The sequence below is a fragment of the Methyloversatilis sp. NSM2 genome (assembly GCF_038066675.1).
GTDB classification, from domain to species: domain Bacteria; phylum Pseudomonadota; class Gammaproteobacteria; order Burkholderiales; family Rhodocyclaceae; genus Methyloversatilis; species Methyloversatilis discipulorum_A.
Genome location: NZ_JBBUKV010000013.1, coordinates 215123 through 232795 on the forward strand (window position 1 = coordinate 215123; position 17673 = coordinate 232795).

Annotated in this window: 17 protein-coding genes; 12 read left to right on the plus strand and 5 right to left on the minus strand. The window is 66.4% G+C overall.

Going from position 1 to position 17673, the window contains the following annotated elements; all coding sequences use genetic code 11:
- The first annotated feature begins 13 nt into the window (after nt 1-13).
- The 8 genes from WJU27_RS17920 to WJU27_RS17955 all read left to right on the plus strand — a co-directional run bounded on the left by WJU27_RS17920 (nt 14) and on the right by WJU27_RS17955 (nt 8623).
- Nucleotides 14-268 carry a DUF4212 domain-containing protein gene (locus tag WJU27_RS17920; RefSeq protein ID WP_019916323.1) on the plus strand — a complete coding sequence of 85 codons (255 nt, stop codon included), beginning with the start codon at nt 14-16 and terminating at the stop codon, nt 266-268.
- Nucleotides 269-272: 4 nt separating this feature from the next.
- Nucleotides 273-2078 (plus strand): sodium:solute symporter family protein, encoded by a 1806-nt coding sequence (locus WJU27_RS17925; protein ID WP_020166206.1) that lies wholly within the window; start codon nt 273-275, stop codon nt 2076-2078.
- A 148-nt stretch (nt 2079-2226) separates the two neighbouring features.
- Nucleotides 2227-2580, plus strand: a complete 354-nt coding sequence (locus WJU27_RS17930; protein ID WP_020166205.1) for a hypothetical protein — start codon at nt 2227-2229, stop codon at nt 2578-2580.
- An 11-nt stretch (nt 2581-2591) separates the two neighbouring features.
- Nucleotides 2592-2789, plus strand: a complete 198-nt coding sequence (locus tag WJU27_RS17935; RefSeq protein WP_341422967.1) for a hypothetical protein — start codon at nt 2592-2594, stop codon at nt 2787-2789.
- 1 nt (nt 2790) lies between these two features.
- Nucleotides 2791-5586 (plus strand): sensor histidine kinase, encoded by a 2796-nt coding sequence (locus WJU27_RS17940; protein WP_341422968.1) that lies wholly within the window; start codon nt 2791-2793, stop codon nt 5584-5586.
- Nucleotides 5583-5948 carry a response regulator transcription factor gene (locus tag WJU27_RS17945; RefSeq protein WP_020166203.1) on the plus strand — a complete coding sequence of 122 codons (366 nt, stop codon included), beginning with the start codon at nt 5583-5585 and terminating at the stop codon, nt 5946-5948. The genes WJU27_RS17940 and WJU27_RS17945 overlap by 4 nt, the downstream gene beginning before the upstream one ends.
- The gene (locus WJU27_RS17950; RefSeq protein ID WP_341422969.1) at nt 5945-8122 is read left to right on the plus strand and encodes a 3'-5' exonuclease; all 2178 of its coding nucleotides are present in this window, start codon (nt 5945-5947) and stop codon (nt 8120-8122) included. The genes WJU27_RS17945 and WJU27_RS17950 overlap by 4 nt, the downstream gene beginning before the upstream one ends.
- 27 nt (nt 8123-8149) lie before the next feature.
- Nucleotides 8150-8623 carry a GNAT family N-acetyltransferase gene (locus WJU27_RS17955; protein ID WP_081629114.1) on the plus strand — a complete coding sequence of 158 codons (474 nt, stop codon included), beginning with the start codon at nt 8150-8152 and terminating at the stop codon, nt 8621-8623.
- On the opposite strand, the gene WJU27_RS17960 is transcribed toward WJU27_RS17955, so the two are convergent.
- The 3 genes from WJU27_RS17960 to WJU27_RS17970 all read right to left on the minus strand — a co-directional run bounded on the left by WJU27_RS17960 (nt 8605) and on the right by WJU27_RS17970 (nt 12586).
- Nucleotides 8605-10437, minus strand: coding sequence for a putative nucleotidyltransferase substrate binding domain-containing protein (locus WJU27_RS17960; RefSeq protein WP_341422970.1), 1833 nt, complete (start codon nt 10435-10437; stop codon nt 8605-8607). The two genes, WJU27_RS17955 and WJU27_RS17960, sit on opposite strands and share 19 nt — an antisense overlap.
- Nucleotides 10438-10539: 102 nt before the next feature.
- A complete protein-coding gene (locus tag WJU27_RS17965) occupies nt 10540-11523 on the minus strand; it encodes a TerC family protein (RefSeq protein WP_341422971.1) in 984 nt (327 codons plus the stop codon).
- Nucleotides 11524-11812: 289 nt separating this feature from the next.
- Nucleotides 11813-12586, minus strand: a complete 774-nt coding sequence (locus tag WJU27_RS17970) for an MOSC domain-containing protein (RefSeq protein WP_341422972.1) — start codon at nt 12584-12586, stop codon at nt 11813-11815.
- 154 nt (nt 12587-12740) lie between these two features.
- Here WJU27_RS17970 and WJU27_RS17975 point away from each other — a divergent pair, with 154 nt between their 5' ends.
- The 4 genes from WJU27_RS17975 (at nt 12741) to WJU27_RS17990 (ending at nt 14416) form a co-directional block, all read left to right on the plus strand.
- A complete protein-coding gene (locus WJU27_RS17975; protein ID WP_296813763.1) occupies nt 12741-13175 on the plus strand; it encodes a YciI family protein in 435 nt (144 codons plus the stop codon).
- A gap of 67 nt (nt 13176-13242) precedes the next feature.
- Nucleotides 13243-13566 (plus strand): ArsR/SmtB family transcription factor, encoded by a 324-nt coding sequence (locus WJU27_RS17980; protein ID WP_020166197.1) that lies wholly within the window; start codon nt 13243-13245, stop codon nt 13564-13566.
- The gene (locus WJU27_RS17985) at nt 13563-13997 is read left to right on the plus strand and encodes a YeeE/YedE family protein (protein WP_296813657.1); all 435 of its coding nucleotides are present in this window, start codon (nt 13563-13565) and stop codon (nt 13995-13997) included. The genes WJU27_RS17980 and WJU27_RS17985 overlap by 4 nt, the downstream gene beginning before the upstream one ends.
- A 2-nt stretch (nt 13998-13999) precedes the next feature.
- A complete protein-coding gene (locus WJU27_RS17990) occupies nt 14000-14416 on the plus strand; it encodes a DUF6691 family protein (protein ID WP_341422973.1) in 417 nt (138 codons plus the stop codon).
- On the opposite strand, the gene WJU27_RS17995 is transcribed toward WJU27_RS17990, so the two are convergent.
- Nucleotides 14397-15617 carry an NAD(P)H-dependent flavin oxidoreductase gene (locus tag WJU27_RS17995; protein ID WP_020166194.1) on the minus strand — a complete coding sequence of 407 codons (1221 nt, stop codon included), beginning with the start codon at nt 15615-15617 and terminating at the stop codon, nt 14397-14399. The two genes, WJU27_RS17990 and WJU27_RS17995, sit on opposite strands and share 20 nt — an antisense overlap.
- 389 nt (nt 15618-16006) lie before the next feature.
- Complete coding sequence (locus tag WJU27_RS18000; protein WP_341422974.1) at nt 16007-17584, minus strand: choice-of-anchor I family protein; 1578 nt, start codon at nt 17582-17584, stop codon at nt 16007-16009.
- Nucleotides 17585-17673: the final 89 nt, after the last annotated feature.

Here is a 17673-nt window from a genome sequence, read left to right on the forward strand (position 1 = left end):
AGGAGGAGTACCCATGGACAGTAACAGCCAAGGCTACTGGAAAGCCACGCTGGGACTGCTGACCAGGATCCTGATCATCTGGTTCGCAGTCTCGTTCGGCGCAGGCATCCTGTTCGCTGACGCACTCAACGGCATCCACCTGGGCGGCTACCCGCTCGGCTTCTGGTTCGCCCAACAGGGTTCGATCTACATCTTCATCGCGCTGATTTTCTACTACGCGAAAAAGATGGGTGACATCGACCGCCAGTTCGACGTTCACGAGGATTGATCACATGGACCTTCAAACAACCATCTACATCGTTGTCGGTCTGAGCTTCGCGCTCTACATCGGCATCGCCATCTGGGCGCGTGCCGGTTCGACCAGCGAGTTCTACGCCGCCGGCGGCAGCGTGCATCCGATCACCAACGGCATGGCAACGGCCGCCGACTGGATGTCGGCTGCGTCCTTCATCTCGATGGCCGGCCTGATTTCCAACATGGGTTACGGCGGCGGCCTGTTCCTGATGGGCTGGACCGGCGGATACGTGCTGCTGGCCATGCTGCTGGCACCGTACCTGCGCAAGTTCGGCAAGTTCACCGTGCCGCAGTTCATCGGCGACCGCTTCTACTCGAAGTCGGCGTCGACCGTCGCGGTGATCTGCCTGCTGACCGCGTCGACCACCTACATCATCGGTCAGATGACCGGCGTCGGTGTGGCGTTCTCGCGCTTCCTGAACGTGTCCAGCGACACCGGCATCTACGTTGGCCAGGCCATCGTGTTCCTGTATGCGGTGTTCGGCGGCATGAAGGGCATCACCTACACCCAGGTGGCGCAGTACATCGTGCTCATCCTGGCCTACACCATCCCGGCCATCTTCATTTCGCTGCAGTTCACCGGCAACCCGCTCCCGCAACTGGGTCTGGGCAGCACGCTGAGCGGCACCGACGTGTCGCTGCTGGCCAAGCTCGACCAGGTCGTGACCGAACTGGGCTTCGGCAAGTACACGACGACCACGGCGGGCTCGACGCTCAACATGTTCGTCTACACGCTGTCGCTGATGATCGGTACCGCCGGTCTGCCGCACGTGATCATGCGCTTCTTCACCGTTCCGACGGTCAAGGACGCACGTTCGTCGGCTGGCTGGGCGCTGGTGTTCATCGCCATCCTCTACACGACCGCTCCGGCCGTGGCCGCGATGGCCAAGATGAACCTGCACGGCACGGTCAACACCGCTGTGAAGACCAACGGCGACCTGTACGCCGTCGAGTCCAGCATCAAGAACGAAGACCGTCCGGACTGGATGAAGCGCTGGGAAAAGACCGGTCTTCTGAAGTGGGAAGACAAGAACGGCGACGGCCGCATCCAGTACTACGACGACAAGACCAAGAGCGACGAAGCCAAGGCCAAGGCCGAAGCCGCGGGCTGGAAGGGCAACGAGCTGACGGTGAACGCCGACATCATCGTGCTGGCCAACCCGGAAATCGCGCTGCTGCCGAACTGGGTGATCGCGCTGGTGGCTGCCGGTGGTCTGGCTGCCGCACTGTCGACCGCTGCCGGTCTGCTGATGGCGATTTCGTCCGCCGTGTCGCATGACCTGGTCAAGGGCGTGTTCAACCCGAACATCAGCGAGAAGGGCGAGCTGCTGGCGGGCAAGATCGCCATGGCGGTGGCCATCGTGATTTCGGGCTATCTCGGCCTGAACCCGCCGGGCTTCGCGGCAGGTACCGTGGCGCTGGCCTTCGGTATCGCGGCATCGTCGCTGTTCCCGGCCATCATGATGGGCATCTTCTCGAAGAAGATGAACAAGGAAGGCGCCATCGCCGGCATGCTGGCGGGTCTCGCGGTCACGCTGTTCTACGTGTTCGCGCACAAGGGCATCTTCTTCATCAAGGGCACGGACTTCGTCGACATGATCGGTGGCGCGAATTCCTTCTTCGGCATCACGCCGGAAGCCTTCGGTGCGGTCGGTGCGCTGGTGAACTTCATTGTCGCCTTCCTGGTCGACAAGGTGACCAAGGAGCCGCCGGAGCACATCCAGCACATGGTCGAATCCGTGCGCATCCCGCGCGGTTCGAAGGTGGTGGACGGCGCTCACTGAGTTCCGGCCGAAGCCGAGCAGGACACCGTCGCGGCCCTGCCGCGCCGGTGGTTTAATGAGAGGCCCTGCCAGCCGTTCTGGCGGGGCCTTTTCACTGATACACCCGTCGTGCCGTTGCGCGCGGCAGAGGCGGGGGAGGAGACACAGCATGGTGTTCGACATCGGCGTCGCAATGACGTGGATACTTTTTCTCGCGCTGTTCCCGATCGCCTTCTTCTGGCTGCGCCGCTGCTGGCGCATCCTGGTCAAGCGGGATTTTTCCGAGGTCGCGCTCAAGCGTGGCGAACCGCCGCCCGACGCGGCCCGCTGGGCGCCCTACGAGCTGACGATCAATGGCATCGGCGGCATCGTCATCCTGTTCGTGATCGGCGGCGTGGTCACCGGCACGCTGAGCTATGACCAATGGAGCGCCATCGCCGGCACGACGATCTGGTGCAAGTTCTTCACCAGCTTCGCGCTGGGCCGGCACGCCCACATGAACGCGACCAAGAAGGCCGCCTGAGCCACACGGCGATGAACACGCCGATCCGCTCGCAGCGCTTGATCGCGCTCTTCGCGGCCGCGTTGCTGCTGCTCAACTTTCCGCTGCTTGCATTGTGGGACGGTGATTTGAGGATCTTCGGGCTGCCCCTGTTTCCGACGGCACTCTTCATCGTCTGGGGCCTGCTCATCCTCGTGCTGGCGTGGCTGGCCGAGGACGCGGAGCACTGAGGTGCTGTCGCCCAGCCTGCTGGTCGGCGCCGCATTCGCCTATCTGATGGTGCTTTTTGCGGTCGCCTGGTACGGCGACCGGCGCGCCGCGCAGGGCCGGTCGGTCATCGGCAATGCCTGGGTCTACGCATTGTCGATGGCGGTTTACTGCACGGCGTGGACCTACTTCGGCAGTGTAGGTCGCGCGTCGACGTCCGGCGTCTGGTTCCTGCCAATCTATCTCGGGCCGACGCTGGCCATGATCATCGCGTGGATGGTGGTGCGCAAGATGATCCGCATCACCCGCAGCTACCGCATCACCTCGATCGCCGACTTCATCGCCACCCGCTATGGCAAGAGCCCGACGCTGGCCGGGCTGGTGACGTTGATCACCGTGGTGGGCATCGTGCCCTACATCGCGCTGCAGCTGAAGGCGGTGGCCAGCGGTTATGCCGTGCTCACCACGCTACCCGGCGAGATGCCGGCGCCTGCCGCACCATGGTGGCGCGACAGCACGCTCTACGTCGCACTGGTGCTGGCGGGCTTCACGATGGTGTTCGGCACCCGGCATCTCGACACCACCGAAAGGCACGAAGGCATGGTTGCCGCCATCGCCTTCGAATCGGTGGTGAAGCTGATTGCCTTCCTGTCGGTCGGCCTGTTCGTCACCTTTGCGCTGTTCGACGGGCCGGGCGACCTGTTCGCGCAGGCACTGGCGCATGACGCGCTGCGTCCGCTGCTGGCGCTGGAACAGGGCAGGCCCTTCACGTACGAACAGTGGTTTGCGCTGACCGTGCTGTCCATGCTGTCCGTGCTCTTCCTGCCGCGCCAGTTCCAGGTCATGGTGGTGGAGAACGTGGATGAACGCCACCTGCGCCGGGCAATGTGGGTATTTCCGCTTTACCTCCTGCTGATCAACCTGTTCGTGCTGCCGATCGCGCTCGCCGGTCTGCTCTATTTCGGGCCGGGCAGCACCGACGCCGAAGCCTTCGTGCTGTCCCTTCCGCTCGCCCACGGCTGGTCCGGGCTCGCGCTGTTCGCTTTCATCGGCGGACTGTCAGCGGCCACCGGCATGGTGATCGTCGAGGCGATCGCGGTGTCCACCATGGTATGCAACGATCTGGTCATGCCGCTGCTGCTGCGCACTCGCCGCTTCGGCGCCAGAGCCGGCGGTGACCTCACGCGCCTGCTGCTGTTCATCCGCCGGGCGGCCATCGTCGCCATCATGCTGTTGGGTTACGTCTATTTTCATGTCGCCGGCGAAGCCTATGCGCTGGTCAGCATCGGACTGATCAGTTTCGCTGCCGTCGCGCAATTTGCGCCAGCCGCACTGGGTGGCATGTTCTGGAAGGGCGGTACGCGCAACGGTGCGCTGGCCGGTCTGGTTGCCGGCTTCTCGCTGTGGGCGTGGACGCTGATGCTGCCCTCCATCGCTAAATCGGGCTGGCTGGACATCGGCTTCGTCACGCACGGTCCCTGGGGCACGACCTTGCTGCGACCGGAGCAGCTGTTCGGTCTGACCGGTCTGGACAACCTCACCCACTCGCTGTTCTGGAGCCTGCTGGCGAACGTCGGCGCCTACGTCTGTGCGTCGCTGTGGCGGCCGCCGTCGGCAGCGGAAGCGAGTCAGGCGCTGCTGTTCGTCGACGTGTTCGAACGGACCGAAGGCAGCCGGCCGGTGTTCTGGCGAGGGCGCGCCCAGGTGGCCGACCTGTTGCCGCTGGTCGCACGCTTTCTGGGCGCGGCGCGCGCGCAGAAGCTGTTCGAGGACTACGCCGCCGGCAGCGGTGTGGCCGGTGTAGCGCAGATCAAGCCGGACGCGCGGCTGGTGCAGTTCGTCGAAACCCAGCTCGCCGGCGCCATCGGCAGCGCGTCGGCACGCGTCATGGTGGCGTCGGTGGTGGAGGAGGAGGCGCTGGACCTCGACGACGTGATGCGCATCCTCGATGAGGCGTCGCAGCTGCGCGCCTATTCGCACGCGCTGGAGGAGAAGTCGCAATCGCTGGAGCGTGCCACCGCCGAACTGCGCGCGGCCAACGAACAGCTGAAAAGCCTGGACAGGTTGAAGGACGACTTCATGTCCTCGGTCACGCACGAACTGCGCACGCCGCTGACCTCGATCCGCGCGCTGTCCGAGCTGATGGTGGACGACCCGCAGATGGACAGTGCGCAGCGCCAGCACTTTCTTGGCATCGTGGTGGCCGAGACCGAGCGCCTGAGCCGTCTGGTCAATCAGGTGCTGGACATGGCCAAGATCGAATCCGGTCACGCCGAGTGGCACACCGCCGACGTCGATCTGCGGGCGCTGGTGGTGAAGGCGATCGAAACGACGCACGAAGTGTTCCGCGAGCGCGGAGCCGAAGTGACGCTGGATGCGCCGCCCGCCGTCCCGACGCTGCGCGCCGACCCCGATCGGCTCACCCAGGTGCTGCTCAACCTGCTGTCCAATGCCGCCAAGTTCGTGCCGCGCGGCAGCGGTCGCATCCACGTGCGCATGCGCAGCGACGACAGCGGCATCACGGTCGAGGTGCGCGACAACGGCCCCGGTGTGCCGGCGGCCGAGCACGCGCTGGTGTTCGAGAAATTCCGCCAGGGCGGCGACGGTGTGAACCGGCCGCAAGGCACCGGACTCGGCCTGCCGATCAGCCGACAGATCGTCGAGCATTTCGGCGGCAGAATGTGGCTGGAATCTGATGCAGGCCAAGGCGCCTGCTTCGCTTTCCATCTACCGTGGCAGACAGAAGAGGGCCGTAAGGCACCCGCCAATCCGACCGCAAACCCCGTGCAGGGCGGACAGCAAGGAGGAGCTCCCCAGTGAGCAGCAAGATACTGATTGCCGACGACGAGCCGAACATCCTCGTCTCGCTCGAATTCCTGATGAAGCGCGAAGGCTTCGACGTCAGCGTGGCGCGCGACGGCGTCGAGGCGCTGGCCGCCATACGCGAACAGCAGCCCGAACTGGTTCTGCTCGACGTCATGATGCCGGGCAAGACCGGCTTCGAGGTGTGCCAGGAAGTGCGTGCCGACGACGCGCTGCGCGCGGTGCGCATCCTGATGCTCACTGCCAAGGGTCGCGACACCGACGTCGCCAAGGGTCTCGCGCTCGGCGCCGACGCCTACATGACCAAACCCTTCTCCACGCGGGAACTGGTGCAGAAGGTGCGCGAGATGCTCGGATGAATCCGAACCGCCGTCCCGATCGCCGCTTCTGGCAGGTGCTGGCGGCGCTGGCCGGCCTGCTGCTGCTGTGGGCGGTGGTGACCTGTCTGCTATTGCTGTCCACGCTGGATGCTGCCGAACGCGACACCGTGCTGTCGCTGCTCGGCGGGCGCATGCCGCTGGCGCTGATGACGCTGCTGTTCGTGCTGATGCTGGCCGCGGCCGGGCTGAACCAGCTGTACCGCCGCTACATCGTCGCGCCGGCGCGACTGGTGGACGAGGCGTGCATCGTGCTCGGCACCGATGCCGAGCGCACACTGACACCGCAGGGCGACGCCGAGAACCGCGCTCTGGCCGACGTCATCGCCGGCTTTGTCGAACAGCGCGCGCGGCTGCGCGCCGACATCGCCGAACAGGTGCGCGCCGCCAGCCGCAACGTCGAACAGGAACGCAGCCGGCTCGCCGCGCTGATGTCGGAACTGACGCAGTCGGTCGTCGTGTGCAATCTCGACGGTCGCATCCTGCTCTACAACAATCGCGCGCGGCTGCAGTTCCGTGCGCTGTCCGACGCGCCGCGTCTGGCCGACGGCGCCGAACTGATCGGCCTCGGCCGCTCGATCTACACCGTGTTCGACCGCAAGCTGGTCGCTCATGCGCTGGAGAACATCGGCCAGCGCATGCAGCGCGGCGTCGCCAGCCCGTCGGCGCAGTTCGTCACCACCACGCGCGCCGGCCAGCTGCTGCGCGCGCAGATGACGCCGGTGCGCAGCGGCGACGACGGCGACAGTGCGATCAGCGGTTTCGTGCTGATGCTGGACAACATCACGCGCGACTTCGAGGAGGATTCGGAGCGCGACCGCCTGTTGCTCGGGCTGACCGAAGGCAGCCGCGCCTCGCTCGCCAACATGCAGGCGGCGATCGACATGCTCGACTACCCCGACCTCGAACCGGCCATGCGCGAGCGCTTTCACGGCGTCATCCGCGACGAGGTCGGCGCGATGAGCCGGCGCATCCGCGATCTGGCCGATGAAGCGACGCGCGGCCTGAAGGCGCGCTGGCCGCTGGAGGACATGCTGGGTGCCGATCTGGTGTCGGCGGCCACTCGCCGCATCGAGGCGGTGAAGGGCCCGCGCGTGCAGCCGGACGACATCGACGCGACGCTGTGGCTCAAGGTCGACAGCTTTTCGCTGCTGCAGGCGCTGGCCTATCTGGCCGAGCGCCTGGCCGACGAGTACGACATCCGCGTCGTCATGCTCAGACTGGCCGCCGCGCCGCAGGACAACCGCGCCCACCTCGACCTGATCTGGCAGGGCCAGACCATGAGCACCGAAACCGTGATGAGCTGGCAGATGGATGCGATGACGGCCGGCGGCGAGCGCTCGCCACTGTCGGTGCGCGACGTGGTCGAACGGCACGGCGGCGAGTTCTGGCTGGAGCGCGAGCGGGTGCGTCACCGCGCCTTTTTCCGCTTCCTGCTGCCGCTGGCCGGCGAACGCGAGCAGCTCGACGTTGCGACCTTCGTGCCGCAGGGCAGCCGGCCCGAGTACTACGACTTCGACCTGTTCCGCGCCACCGAATCCAGCCGCGAACTGGCCGACCGGCCGCTGACCGAACTGGCCTACACCGTGTTCGATACCGAAACCACCGGCCTGAACCCGGGTGAGGGCGACGAGATCATCCAGATCGGCGCCGCCCGCGTGGTCAACGGCAAGCTGCTGCGGCAGGAAAGTTTCGAACAGCTGGTCGATCCGCAGCGCGGCATTCCAGCGGCATCGATTCCGATCCACGGCATCACGCCTGACATGGTGGCCGGTCAGCCGACGATAGACCGCGTGCTGCCCGCCTTCCACACCTTTGCTCAGGACACCGTGCTGGTCGCCCACAATGCCGCCTTCGACATGCGCTTCCTGCAGCTGAAGGAGGCGCTCACCGGCGTGCGCTTCGACCAGCCTGTGCTCGACACGCTGCTGCTGTCGGCGCTGGTGCACCCCAACCAGGAATCGCATCGGCTGGAGGCGATCGCAGAACGTTTCAATATCACCGTAATCGGCCGCCACACCGCGCTCGGCGACGCCATCGTCACCGCCGAGGTCTTCCTGAAGCTGATACCGCTGCTCGCCGAGAAGGGCATCCACACGCTGGGGCAGGCGCTGGAGGCGGCGCAGGAAACGTATTACGCGCGGATCAGGTACTGATCATTCAGGCGATGCAGGACCTCGACAGTGAACATTCAGATCGCTGAAGCCAGAGAAGAGCATCTTGCGGAAATGTTCGCTTGGCTCAGGGCGGAAGAGGAGCAGTGCGGCGAAGGCTTCTACTGTCATCGAGATGTAATCGTCTCGTCATTTCAGGCTGGAGAAGTTTACTGTGCGTTCTGTGAGGGCCAGATTGCCGGATTCGTTGTGCACAATAGAAAACCGATCGGCTCTGCAATCGATCTTCTCGAAGTCAGGCCCGAGCTGCGTGGACGCGGGCTTGGCAAGTTGCTAGCTGACGACGTCACCGAACGGTTGTTTGCGATGGGCGCAGAGTTCATCGAGGTCCAGTGCGCTCCACGTAGTTCGGAGAGGTTCTGGCGGAATCGCGGCTTTACGCCGGTCACAAATGAACGTTGTTCGCAGTGGGACGCGCCGCGGCTGATCCTTTGCCGCCCGGCGGACCGAACCTCGTGTAACGCTCAAAATCGCCCCGCCTGATAGCGCTGCCCAAGCACGTTCTGCAGCGACTGCACGACGCTGAAGGCGTCCTTGAGCTGGCTGCGTTCGAAATTCGACAGTTCGTCCGGGCGCAGGAAGTTGTCGGCGTTCAGGCCGGCGGCGAGTTGGCGGGCCTGATGCTGGATGCGCAGCGTGGCGATGAATTCCAGCGCGTCGCGCAGGTCACGCGCGGCCTGTTCGCTGATTTCGCCGCTGGCGGCGGCGACGGCCAGCCGATCGTGCGTGTTGACCGCGTCGTGGCCGCCGGCCAGTGCGTAGACGCGCGCCAGGTCGACCACCGGCACGATGCCGTTGTGCTTGAGGTCCAGCGTGCCCTTGTTGTCGCCGCTGCGTATCGTCGACAGGCTGCGGAACAGGCCCAGCGGCGGCGTATGGCTCAGCGCATTGCCCACCATGTAGGCGAGGAAGATGCGATTGTCGCGCGTGTGTGCGAGCACGTCGCGGCGCAGTTCTTCGAGCAGTGCGGTCTTGCCGTAGATGGCGCGCAGATCGAAGAACACGCAGGTGAGCATGAGCGCCTTTGGCTCTGGCTGGTCCACCCATTTGCGGAAGTACTGCATCCAGCGTGCCTTGGGCTGCCGCCACTGGTCGGTCATCGCCATCATTTCGCCCGGGCAGTGGATGTAGCCGCAAGCGTCCAGACCGTCACACACCCAGGTGGCGAAGGCCTTGAAGTAGTCACCATGCAGCGCCACGTCGTAGCTGTCGTCGATCACCAGACAGTTGTCCTGGTCCGACTTGGCCGTCTGTTCGCTACGCGCCTGCGAGCCGGCGGCCACCCACACGTAGTCCACCGGCGCGGGGCCGAACTTCGCTTCGGCCAGCTGCACCAGCCGGCAGGTGATGGCGTCGGTCACCGCGGTGATGATGTGGCCGGTGCTGTAGGCGGTGGCACCGGCGGCGGCCAGATTCTGCTGCAGCTGGCGCACGCGCGAGGCGGCGGCGGCCAGGCCCTCGACCGTGGTCTGCTTGTAGATGTCGCCAGCCAGATAGACGGCAGAAGTGCTGTGCTGCTCGGTCAGGTCGGTGGCGGTGATCATGCCGGCGACGCGATCGCCGTCCATCACCGGCACATGGTGGATGTTGTGGCGCGCCATCAGCAGCAGCGCGTCGAAGGCGGGCTTGCGCACGTCCATCGTCATCGGTGCGACGGTGGCGATGTCGATCACCGGACGGTCGATGTCCAGCCCCTGGGCGACGGCGCGGTTGCGCAGGTCGCGGTCGGTCACCAGACCGTACAGATGGCCGGCTTCGTCGACGATGAGCACCGAGGACACGCGCTGTTCGCGCATCAGCTGCGCCGCCGAGCGTATGGTGGTGTCCGGCGCCAGCGTGATCGGTGTGCGCTTGACCAGGGCCCGCACTGGCGTGGTCATCAGGTTCAGGTGCGGGTCGGTGCTGCGCGTGGTCACGACTGCGGCGCCCGGCACGATGAAGGCGCGCAGCGCCGGGAGGGCGGCGCAGGCGGCGTCGATGTCGTTGGCGGCGAAGCGGGCGACCGTGGCGCCGCGATCGGCGCGCACCGTCCATGGCTCGGGCACGCGGGCGGCGGTGCCGTAACCGAACAGTTCGCCCGGCGCGAGCGCGACGCGGCCGCCGTGGTCGGCGTCGATCAGGTCGATGTGGCCGTCGAGCAGCAGGTAGAGCGCGTCGGCATCGACCGCCGCCTCGCCGTCGAGCGCGATCACGCGGGCGCTGGCGGCGAGTGCGTCGCGGGCGCTGTCGTCCAGCAAGGCAAGGGCGCGCTGCGTCGACAGCGCGTTGCGCAGGCGTGCGTCAGGGGAGTCGGTCATCGCGTTCGGAGCTCCGCAGGCAGGGCAGATAACGCAAGCATGCCTGCAATCGTCGCCGCCGCCTTGATCGCACGCAAGCCCCGGGGATGCCGGGGCCCGCCGTCAGCGTCCCGCCGGCCGCGCATCCTGTGCGCGCGCGGAGCGCTTCAGCGACAGCACCACCGAGCCGCCGATGATGACCGCCACCACGCCGAGCGACAGCAGGACCGGGATCTTCACCAGGTCGATCAGCAGCATCTTCGTGCCGACGAACACCAGCACCAGCGCCAGGCCGTACTTCAGCAGCGAGAACCGGTCGGCCATGTCGGCCAGCAGGAAGTACATCGAGCGCAGGCCGAGGATGGCGAACACATTGGACGTGAGCACGATGAAGGGGTCGGTGGTGATGGCGAATATCGCCGGAATCGAGTCCACCGCGAAGATGAGGTCGGTCAGCTCGACCAGCACCAGCACGAGGAACAGCGGCGTGACGTAGCGCACCAGGCGGCCGCCGTCCTCCTTCATGACGAAGAAGCGCTCGCCGTGCAGCTGGTCGGTCACCTTCATGTGACCGCGTATCCAGCGGATCACCGGATTCCGTTCCAGATCCGGCGAGTGTTCGGCCATGAACCACATCTTCACGCCGGTGACCAGCAGGAAGGCACCGAACACATAGAGCAGCCAGTGGAACTGGTTGATCAGCCAGACCCCGGCGAAGATCATGCCGGTACGCATGACGATCGCGCCGAGAACGCCGTAAACCAGCACGCGCTTCTGCAGCTCCAGCGGGATGTGGAAGAAGCTGAACAGCATCAGCCATACGAACACGTTGTCGATGGCCAGGGATTTCTCTATCAGATAGCCGGTGACGTACTCCAGCGCTTTCTCGTCGGCTATCTCGCGCCCGGCAGTGCCTGCCAGATAGGCCCACAGCAGGCCGGCGAAGGTCATCGATACGATGACCCAGATGCCCGACCAGACGGCCGCTTCCTTCACGCTCACGCGATGCCGCTTGCCGCCGCCGACCACGAAGAGGTCGATCGCCAGCATGACCAGGACGATGCCGAAAAAGCCCGCCCACATCCACCAGGTGCCGATTGTTTCCATGAAAAGGGAGTTCCTGTGTCGTTTCGCCCTGCGCCGCGAGTGCGACGCGCCATCCACGCGCTGGCGCGGACGGTCCGGCGAAACGGAACGACCTTTGCCATCGCGGCAAAGGTCTTGCTCGCGGACGATCGCATCGCGCGAACGTCCGCCCGGCGTGCCGGGCCCGCCTCGAAGTCGGGCGGACCGTAATGACGACACGGCGGATGGAGCTACTCCCCTTTGGGATGGGTGGATGGTAGGCGGCGGGACGGTCCGGCGGCTGTCGGCAGAGTCCTACGCGCCGGACCGGCTAGAGCACTTCCACCTCTGCGCCCGGACCTATCGTTCCGCCTGCCACCACCTCCAGATAGATGCCGAGGTCGCGGTGCCCGTAGCGCTCCATCATGGTCGCCGGAATGGTCATGTCGCGCACCGCGGTGAGCGGATTCACGCCGGTGGCGGCGCAGCGCGGGGTGCGCATGACGGCCTTCAGGCGCACGCTGCCGATGGTCAGCTCGCGATCCAGCCAGCCTGCTTCCGCCCACGGCTCCGCGCCGTCGATGTAGAGGTTGGCGCGAAAGCGCATGGGATCGATGTCCACGCCCCATTCCTCGCCGATGCGGCGCACCGTGGCGAGGTTGATCAGCGACACCGCGTTCATCATGCCGTGCGACAGCACGCTCACGTCGGTGAAGCGGAAGCCCTCGCCGGCGACGAGTGTGGGCGGGCCTTCGAAGCGGGCGCCGAGGTGGCGGGCGACGAAATCGGCGAAGCGGGCGCAGGCGGCGCTGTCGTCGAGGTCGACCTGCAGCGAGCGACCGTCCGGCGTGCGCATGGTGAGGCAGCGCGCGTCGTCGTCGAGATGGGTGGTCAGCGCGGCCAGTGCCGGGTGGTCCATCAGTGCGATGAAGTCAGTCTTCGGGCGTGGCTGGTAGCTGCCAGCATCGAAGTCCCAGCTGCCGTTGGTGAGTGCGTACAGGCGGTCCAGCGGCATGCCTTCGCCAACGCGCAGCTCGACGCGGGCGAGCGGTTCTGCGGAAAGGCCCTTTACGGGGTAACGGTAGAGCTGACGGAGCGTGATCATGGCGGCGCCCGGGGAAGTGAGGAATGAGCGGATGCTCGGCGCGCGGGCCGACACCGGCAATAAGTCGTTCACCGGATGCACCGGCGTTGTCGATTCCTGCGCGTCTGCTTCGTCGTCCGCACACACCCCTCACTCACTTGAAGGAGAGACCGACATGCGATTCATGGTGCTGATCAAGGCCGACGCGAACAGCGAGGCGGGCGTGATGCCGGACGAGGCGCTGCTGACCGAGATGGGGCGCTTCAACGAGGAACTGGTAAAGGCCGGCGTCATGCTGGGCGGCGAAGGGCTGCACCCGAGTTCGCGCGGGGCGCGCGTGCGCTTCTCGGGAGCGGCAAGAACCGTCATCGATGGCCCCTTCGCGGAGACCAAGGAGCTGATCGCCGGCTTCTGGATCTGGCGGTGCGCATCGCTGCAGGAGGCCATCGACTGGGTGAAGCGCTGTCCCAACCCGATGCCGGGCGAGTCGGAAATCGAGATCCGGCAGATTTTCGAAGCCGACGACTTCGGCGACGCGATGACGCCCGAACTGCGCGCGCAGGAGGACCGGCTGCGCGAGCAGATCGAGCGCAACCTGCCCGGCGGCTGAGTACCGACGCAGGACCGAGCCCGACACTCTATTGAAAAACAATATATCAACAGATATATTGTTAGCCATGGATACACCAACGCTCGACGATCTGCGCAGCTCCGCTTCGCGCGCCTGCGCGCTGCTGCGCGTGCTGGCGCACGAAGACCGGCTGGTGCTGCTGTGCCGGCTGGCCGAACGCGAACACACGGTGGGCGAGCTGGAGCAGGCGCTGGGCATCGTTCAGCCGACGCTGTCGCAGCAGCTCGGTGTGCTGCGGCGCGAAGGTCTGGTCGATACGCGGCGCGACGGCAAGTACATCCACTACCGCATCGCCAGCGACGACGCGCTGGCGCTCATGCAGACCCTGCACGCGCGCTTCTGCGCCCACCCTGACGGAGACACACGATGAACATCGCCTGGGACGCCTTCACGCCCTGGAGTTCACTGGCCGGCGGCGTGCTGATCGGCCTGTCGGCCGCCTTGCTGATACTGGGCAGCGGGCGGGTGGCCGGCATCAGCGGCATCGTCGGCGGTCTGCTCAAGCGGGGCGGCCCGGACACGACCTGGCGTCTGGCCTTCCTCGGTGGATTGCTGTCCGCGCCCCTGCTGTGGCGGCTGTTTGCCGCGCTGCCAGAGGCGCAGCCGGTGGCCGGCGGAGGACTGCTGGTCGTCGCCGGTCTGCTGGTCGGCATCGGCACGCGCTACGGCTCGGGCTGCACCAGCGGCCACGGTGTGTGCGGCCTGTCGCGCCTGTCGCCGCGCTCGCTGGTGGCCACGCTGGCTTTCATGGGCGCCGGTTTCGCCACTGTCTACGTCGTCCGTCACCTGCTGGGAGCCTGAACATGCAAGCGCTGATCGCACTCGTCGCCGGGCTGTTGTTCGGCATCGGCCTGCTGCTGTCCGGCATGGCCAACCCGACCAAGGTGATCGGCTTTCTCGATCTGGCCGGCAGCTGGGATCCGTCGCTGGCGCTGGTCATGGCCGGGGCCATCGGCGCCGCATTGCCCGCCTTCACGATGGCCAGAAAGCGCAGCACCGCCTGGGCGGGTTGCGCGCTGGCGCTGCCCAGCGCCACGCAGATCGACGCGCCGCTGCTGCTGGGCAGTCTGACCTTCGGTGTCGGATGGGGGCTGGCCGGCTACTGCCCGGGCCCGGCGCTGGTGTCGCTGGGTACGGGTTCGGCGCCGGCCGTGGTGTTCGTGCTGGCAATGATCGCCGGCATGGCGATCCACGCCTGGCTTACGCGGCCACGGGCGTGAGCAGGTAGTCGAACAGCGCGCGCACGCTGCGGATCTGGTTGCCGAAGGGCAGGGCGCCGCGGCCGCGGAAGAAGAGGCCGGTCTTCAGGTCACCCTTCAGCGCGGCGGCCAGCTGGTGGTCAATGCAGAACTGGCCCCAGCCGATCAGGCCGTCGCGCAGCCCGCACTGGGCGAGGCAGTCGAAACTCTTGGCGCAGCGCGACTTGGCGTGCGCCACCGCCTGCGTTCGGTCGATCAGCGACAGGTATTTCTGCAGCCAGGGCGTGCGGACCGCGCGCGCCGGCAGGCCGGCCACGCTGGTGAATTCGACCAGATCCTCGTCGCGCGCCTCGGCCAGCACGTGCTTGAAGGCGTCGTCGGCGTCACATTCCTCGGTCACCGCGAACGAAGTGCCGAACTGCACCGCCGAGGCGCCGAGCGCCTGCATGCGGCGGATGTCTTCGTGCGTGCGCAGACCGCCGGCGACGATGACCGGCACCTGCCCGTCGAGGCCGGCCTTGTGCAGCACTTCCAGCGTTTCCGGCACCACGCGTTCGAAATCGAAGCGCGGGTCGCTGGTGTCTTCGACCTTGGCCGCGCCGAGGTGGCCGGCCGCCCAGCCCGGATGTTCGAGCACCACGGCGTCAGGCGCGCGTTGCTTGCGTTCCCACTTGCGCACGATGAGCTGCACGCCGCGGGCGTCGGACAGGATGGGGATGAGCGCCGCCTTCGGGTGTTCGCGCGCCAGCTCGGGCAGATCCAGCGGCAGACCGGCGCCGACGACGATGGCGTCAATGCCGGCCTGCAGCGCGGTCTTCACGTGTTCGGCGTAGGCGCTGACGGCACGCATCACGTTCACCGCCAGCATGCCGCGACCGCCAGAAATTTCCTTCGCTGCCGCGATCTCGCGCTGCAGGGCTTCGACGTTGGCGGCGTTGATCTGCTGTTTGGCCTCGTCGCCGCGCAGGCCGCGCGTGCGTTCCATCAGGTCCGGGTGATGACGGCGCAGGTCCACCGACGAAATGGTGCCGACACCCCCCTGCTGTGCCACGGTGCCGGCCAGCCGGTGTGCCGACACGCCGACACCCATGCCGCCCTGCACGATGGGCAGCAGCGTGCGTCCGCCCAGTTTCAGCGGCTGCAGGCCGCTGCGCGCGAACTGCTCGGCATGCGGACTGACCGCCGACGTGACGGCGGAGACTTCGGAAGGGGAAAGCATCATGGTGTACGGACCGGCGTAGTGTGGGCGACACCATAGCCGGCCGTACCGGGTGCCGGCTTGAGCAAGGTCAAGCCGGTCACCCGATCACGGCGCTCGCGTCGCGGCCGAGGCTGCTCCCATCCGGAAAGTGCGCCAGACCCGCGGCCCGAGCCCCAGGTAAGGGTTCTTTGGGTGGTGGTTTATGATCCCGGCAGCCGCCGGTATCGAAGCTGGCGGACCGCAGTGGCCGTATCGCGGCCAAGGCCGCTCCCACAGGGATCGCGCCCAATCCGCGGCCGGGGCCGGGGTTCTCTGGGCGGGGTCTTGACCCCGACAGCAGCCTGCATCGAAGCCGGCAGATTGCCGCGCCCCGAGTCGCGGCCGAGGCTGCGACACGGGGCGCCGGGCGATCAGCGCATGCGACGCTTCGCGGCCAGGCCGATCATGCCGAGGCCGGCCAGCAGCATGGCGTAGGTTTCCGGTTCCGGTACCGCGCTGATCGAGAACATCGAGGTCGTGCCGGACACTTCGTTGGCCACTGCGAGGAAGAGCTTGCCGTCGTATTCGAAGGCGCTCAGGCCTTCCGGCGACAGCGAGTCGGCGTCGACGATGAAGTCGAGGAAGGTGGCGGCGGTCGGGTCGGTCACGTCGTAGATCGCGATCACGCTCTGCAGCGAACGTTCGAAGCCGATGAAGGCCAGCGTGCGGTCGCCTACTTCGAGCAGCGTCACGCCTTCCGGCTCGACGCCCTTGTTGTCGCTGCGACCGTCGTCGATCAGCGCCGGGAACTGCGCCAGCAAAAGCGCTTCGAGCTGGTTGCCGCTGTCGAACACCATGTTGCCGTTCTCGTCCAGGATGGAGAAGGAGCGGCCGCCGAAGGTGTGGATTTCGTCGTAGTCGCCGTCGCCGTCGAGGTCGCCGCCAGAGGTCGTCACCGTCAGGCGGCCCAGGTTGGCGTTCTTCTTCAGGTCGGCCGCGTTCGGAAACACGGTCGGATCGAGCACGTAGCTGCCGGAACCGACGCGGATCTCCTCGTTGAAGGCGCCGGGGATCGCGTCGTCGAGGTTGCGCGAGTCGCCCTCGTTGGCGGTGACGTAGTAGGTCTTGCCGCCGCTGCTGTAGGCGGCGATGGCATCCGGCATGTACATGCCCTTGACCGGCACCGTGCGGTAATTGCCGGTCAGCGCCGTATTGCCCGGGCCGTCGCGGTCCGAGGTGTCGATCGCGTTCTGCGGCAGGCTGAAGTCCTTCAGGCCGAGCGACTTCACGCTGGTGATCGAGTTCGTCGTCAGATCGATCATCGCCACCGCGTTCGCTTCCTGCAGCGTCACCATGGCGCTCTTGCCGTCCTTCGCCACCGCGATGTACTCGGGTTCCCAGTCGAGCGAGGGCTTGCTGCCCGGCGTGACGATGCGGCCCAGACCGCTGCTGCTGTCGTAGGCGCTGAAGCCCAGCGTCGTGACCGTATCGCGGGTAGTGTCGATGATGCTGATCGAGCCGCGTGCCTCCTGCGTGGTGGAGGCGGTCAGCGCCAGCGGTTCGCCTTCGTTGGCGGTCATGATGCGACCGTCCGGCGTGAAGGTGACCATGTCCGGCAAGGCGCCCACCGAGTAGCTGTTCAGCATGCTGCGGCTGGTCGTGTCGAAGGTGAGCACGGTGCCGGCGGCGGTCTTGACCGGTGCCGCGATGGCGAAGGCGGCCACGCCGTTGCGGACGGCGACGCTGTTCAGCTCACCCCAGGCCGTGGTGTCGATGTGCTGCACGAAGCTGCCGGTCGATGCGCTCAGGATGTCGATGCCCTTCAGGCCCGCCACCCACAGTTCGTTGTTCAGGCTGTCGAAGGCGACGATTTCCGAGGTCTGCCCGGCGACGCTGGTACCGGCGCCGTGGGTGAAGGTCCACAGCTTTTCCCAGCTGACGGCATCGGCTGCCTGGACGACCGGAACGAACAGCGCGGCAATGGCCGCGGCGGTGATTTTTCTGACCATGACGAACTCCTGTTGTTGTTGGGCGAAACGCGCCTTGCGGACGCGCAATCACAACAACAGGATGTTTCGGCAAGGTTACGCCGCGATGA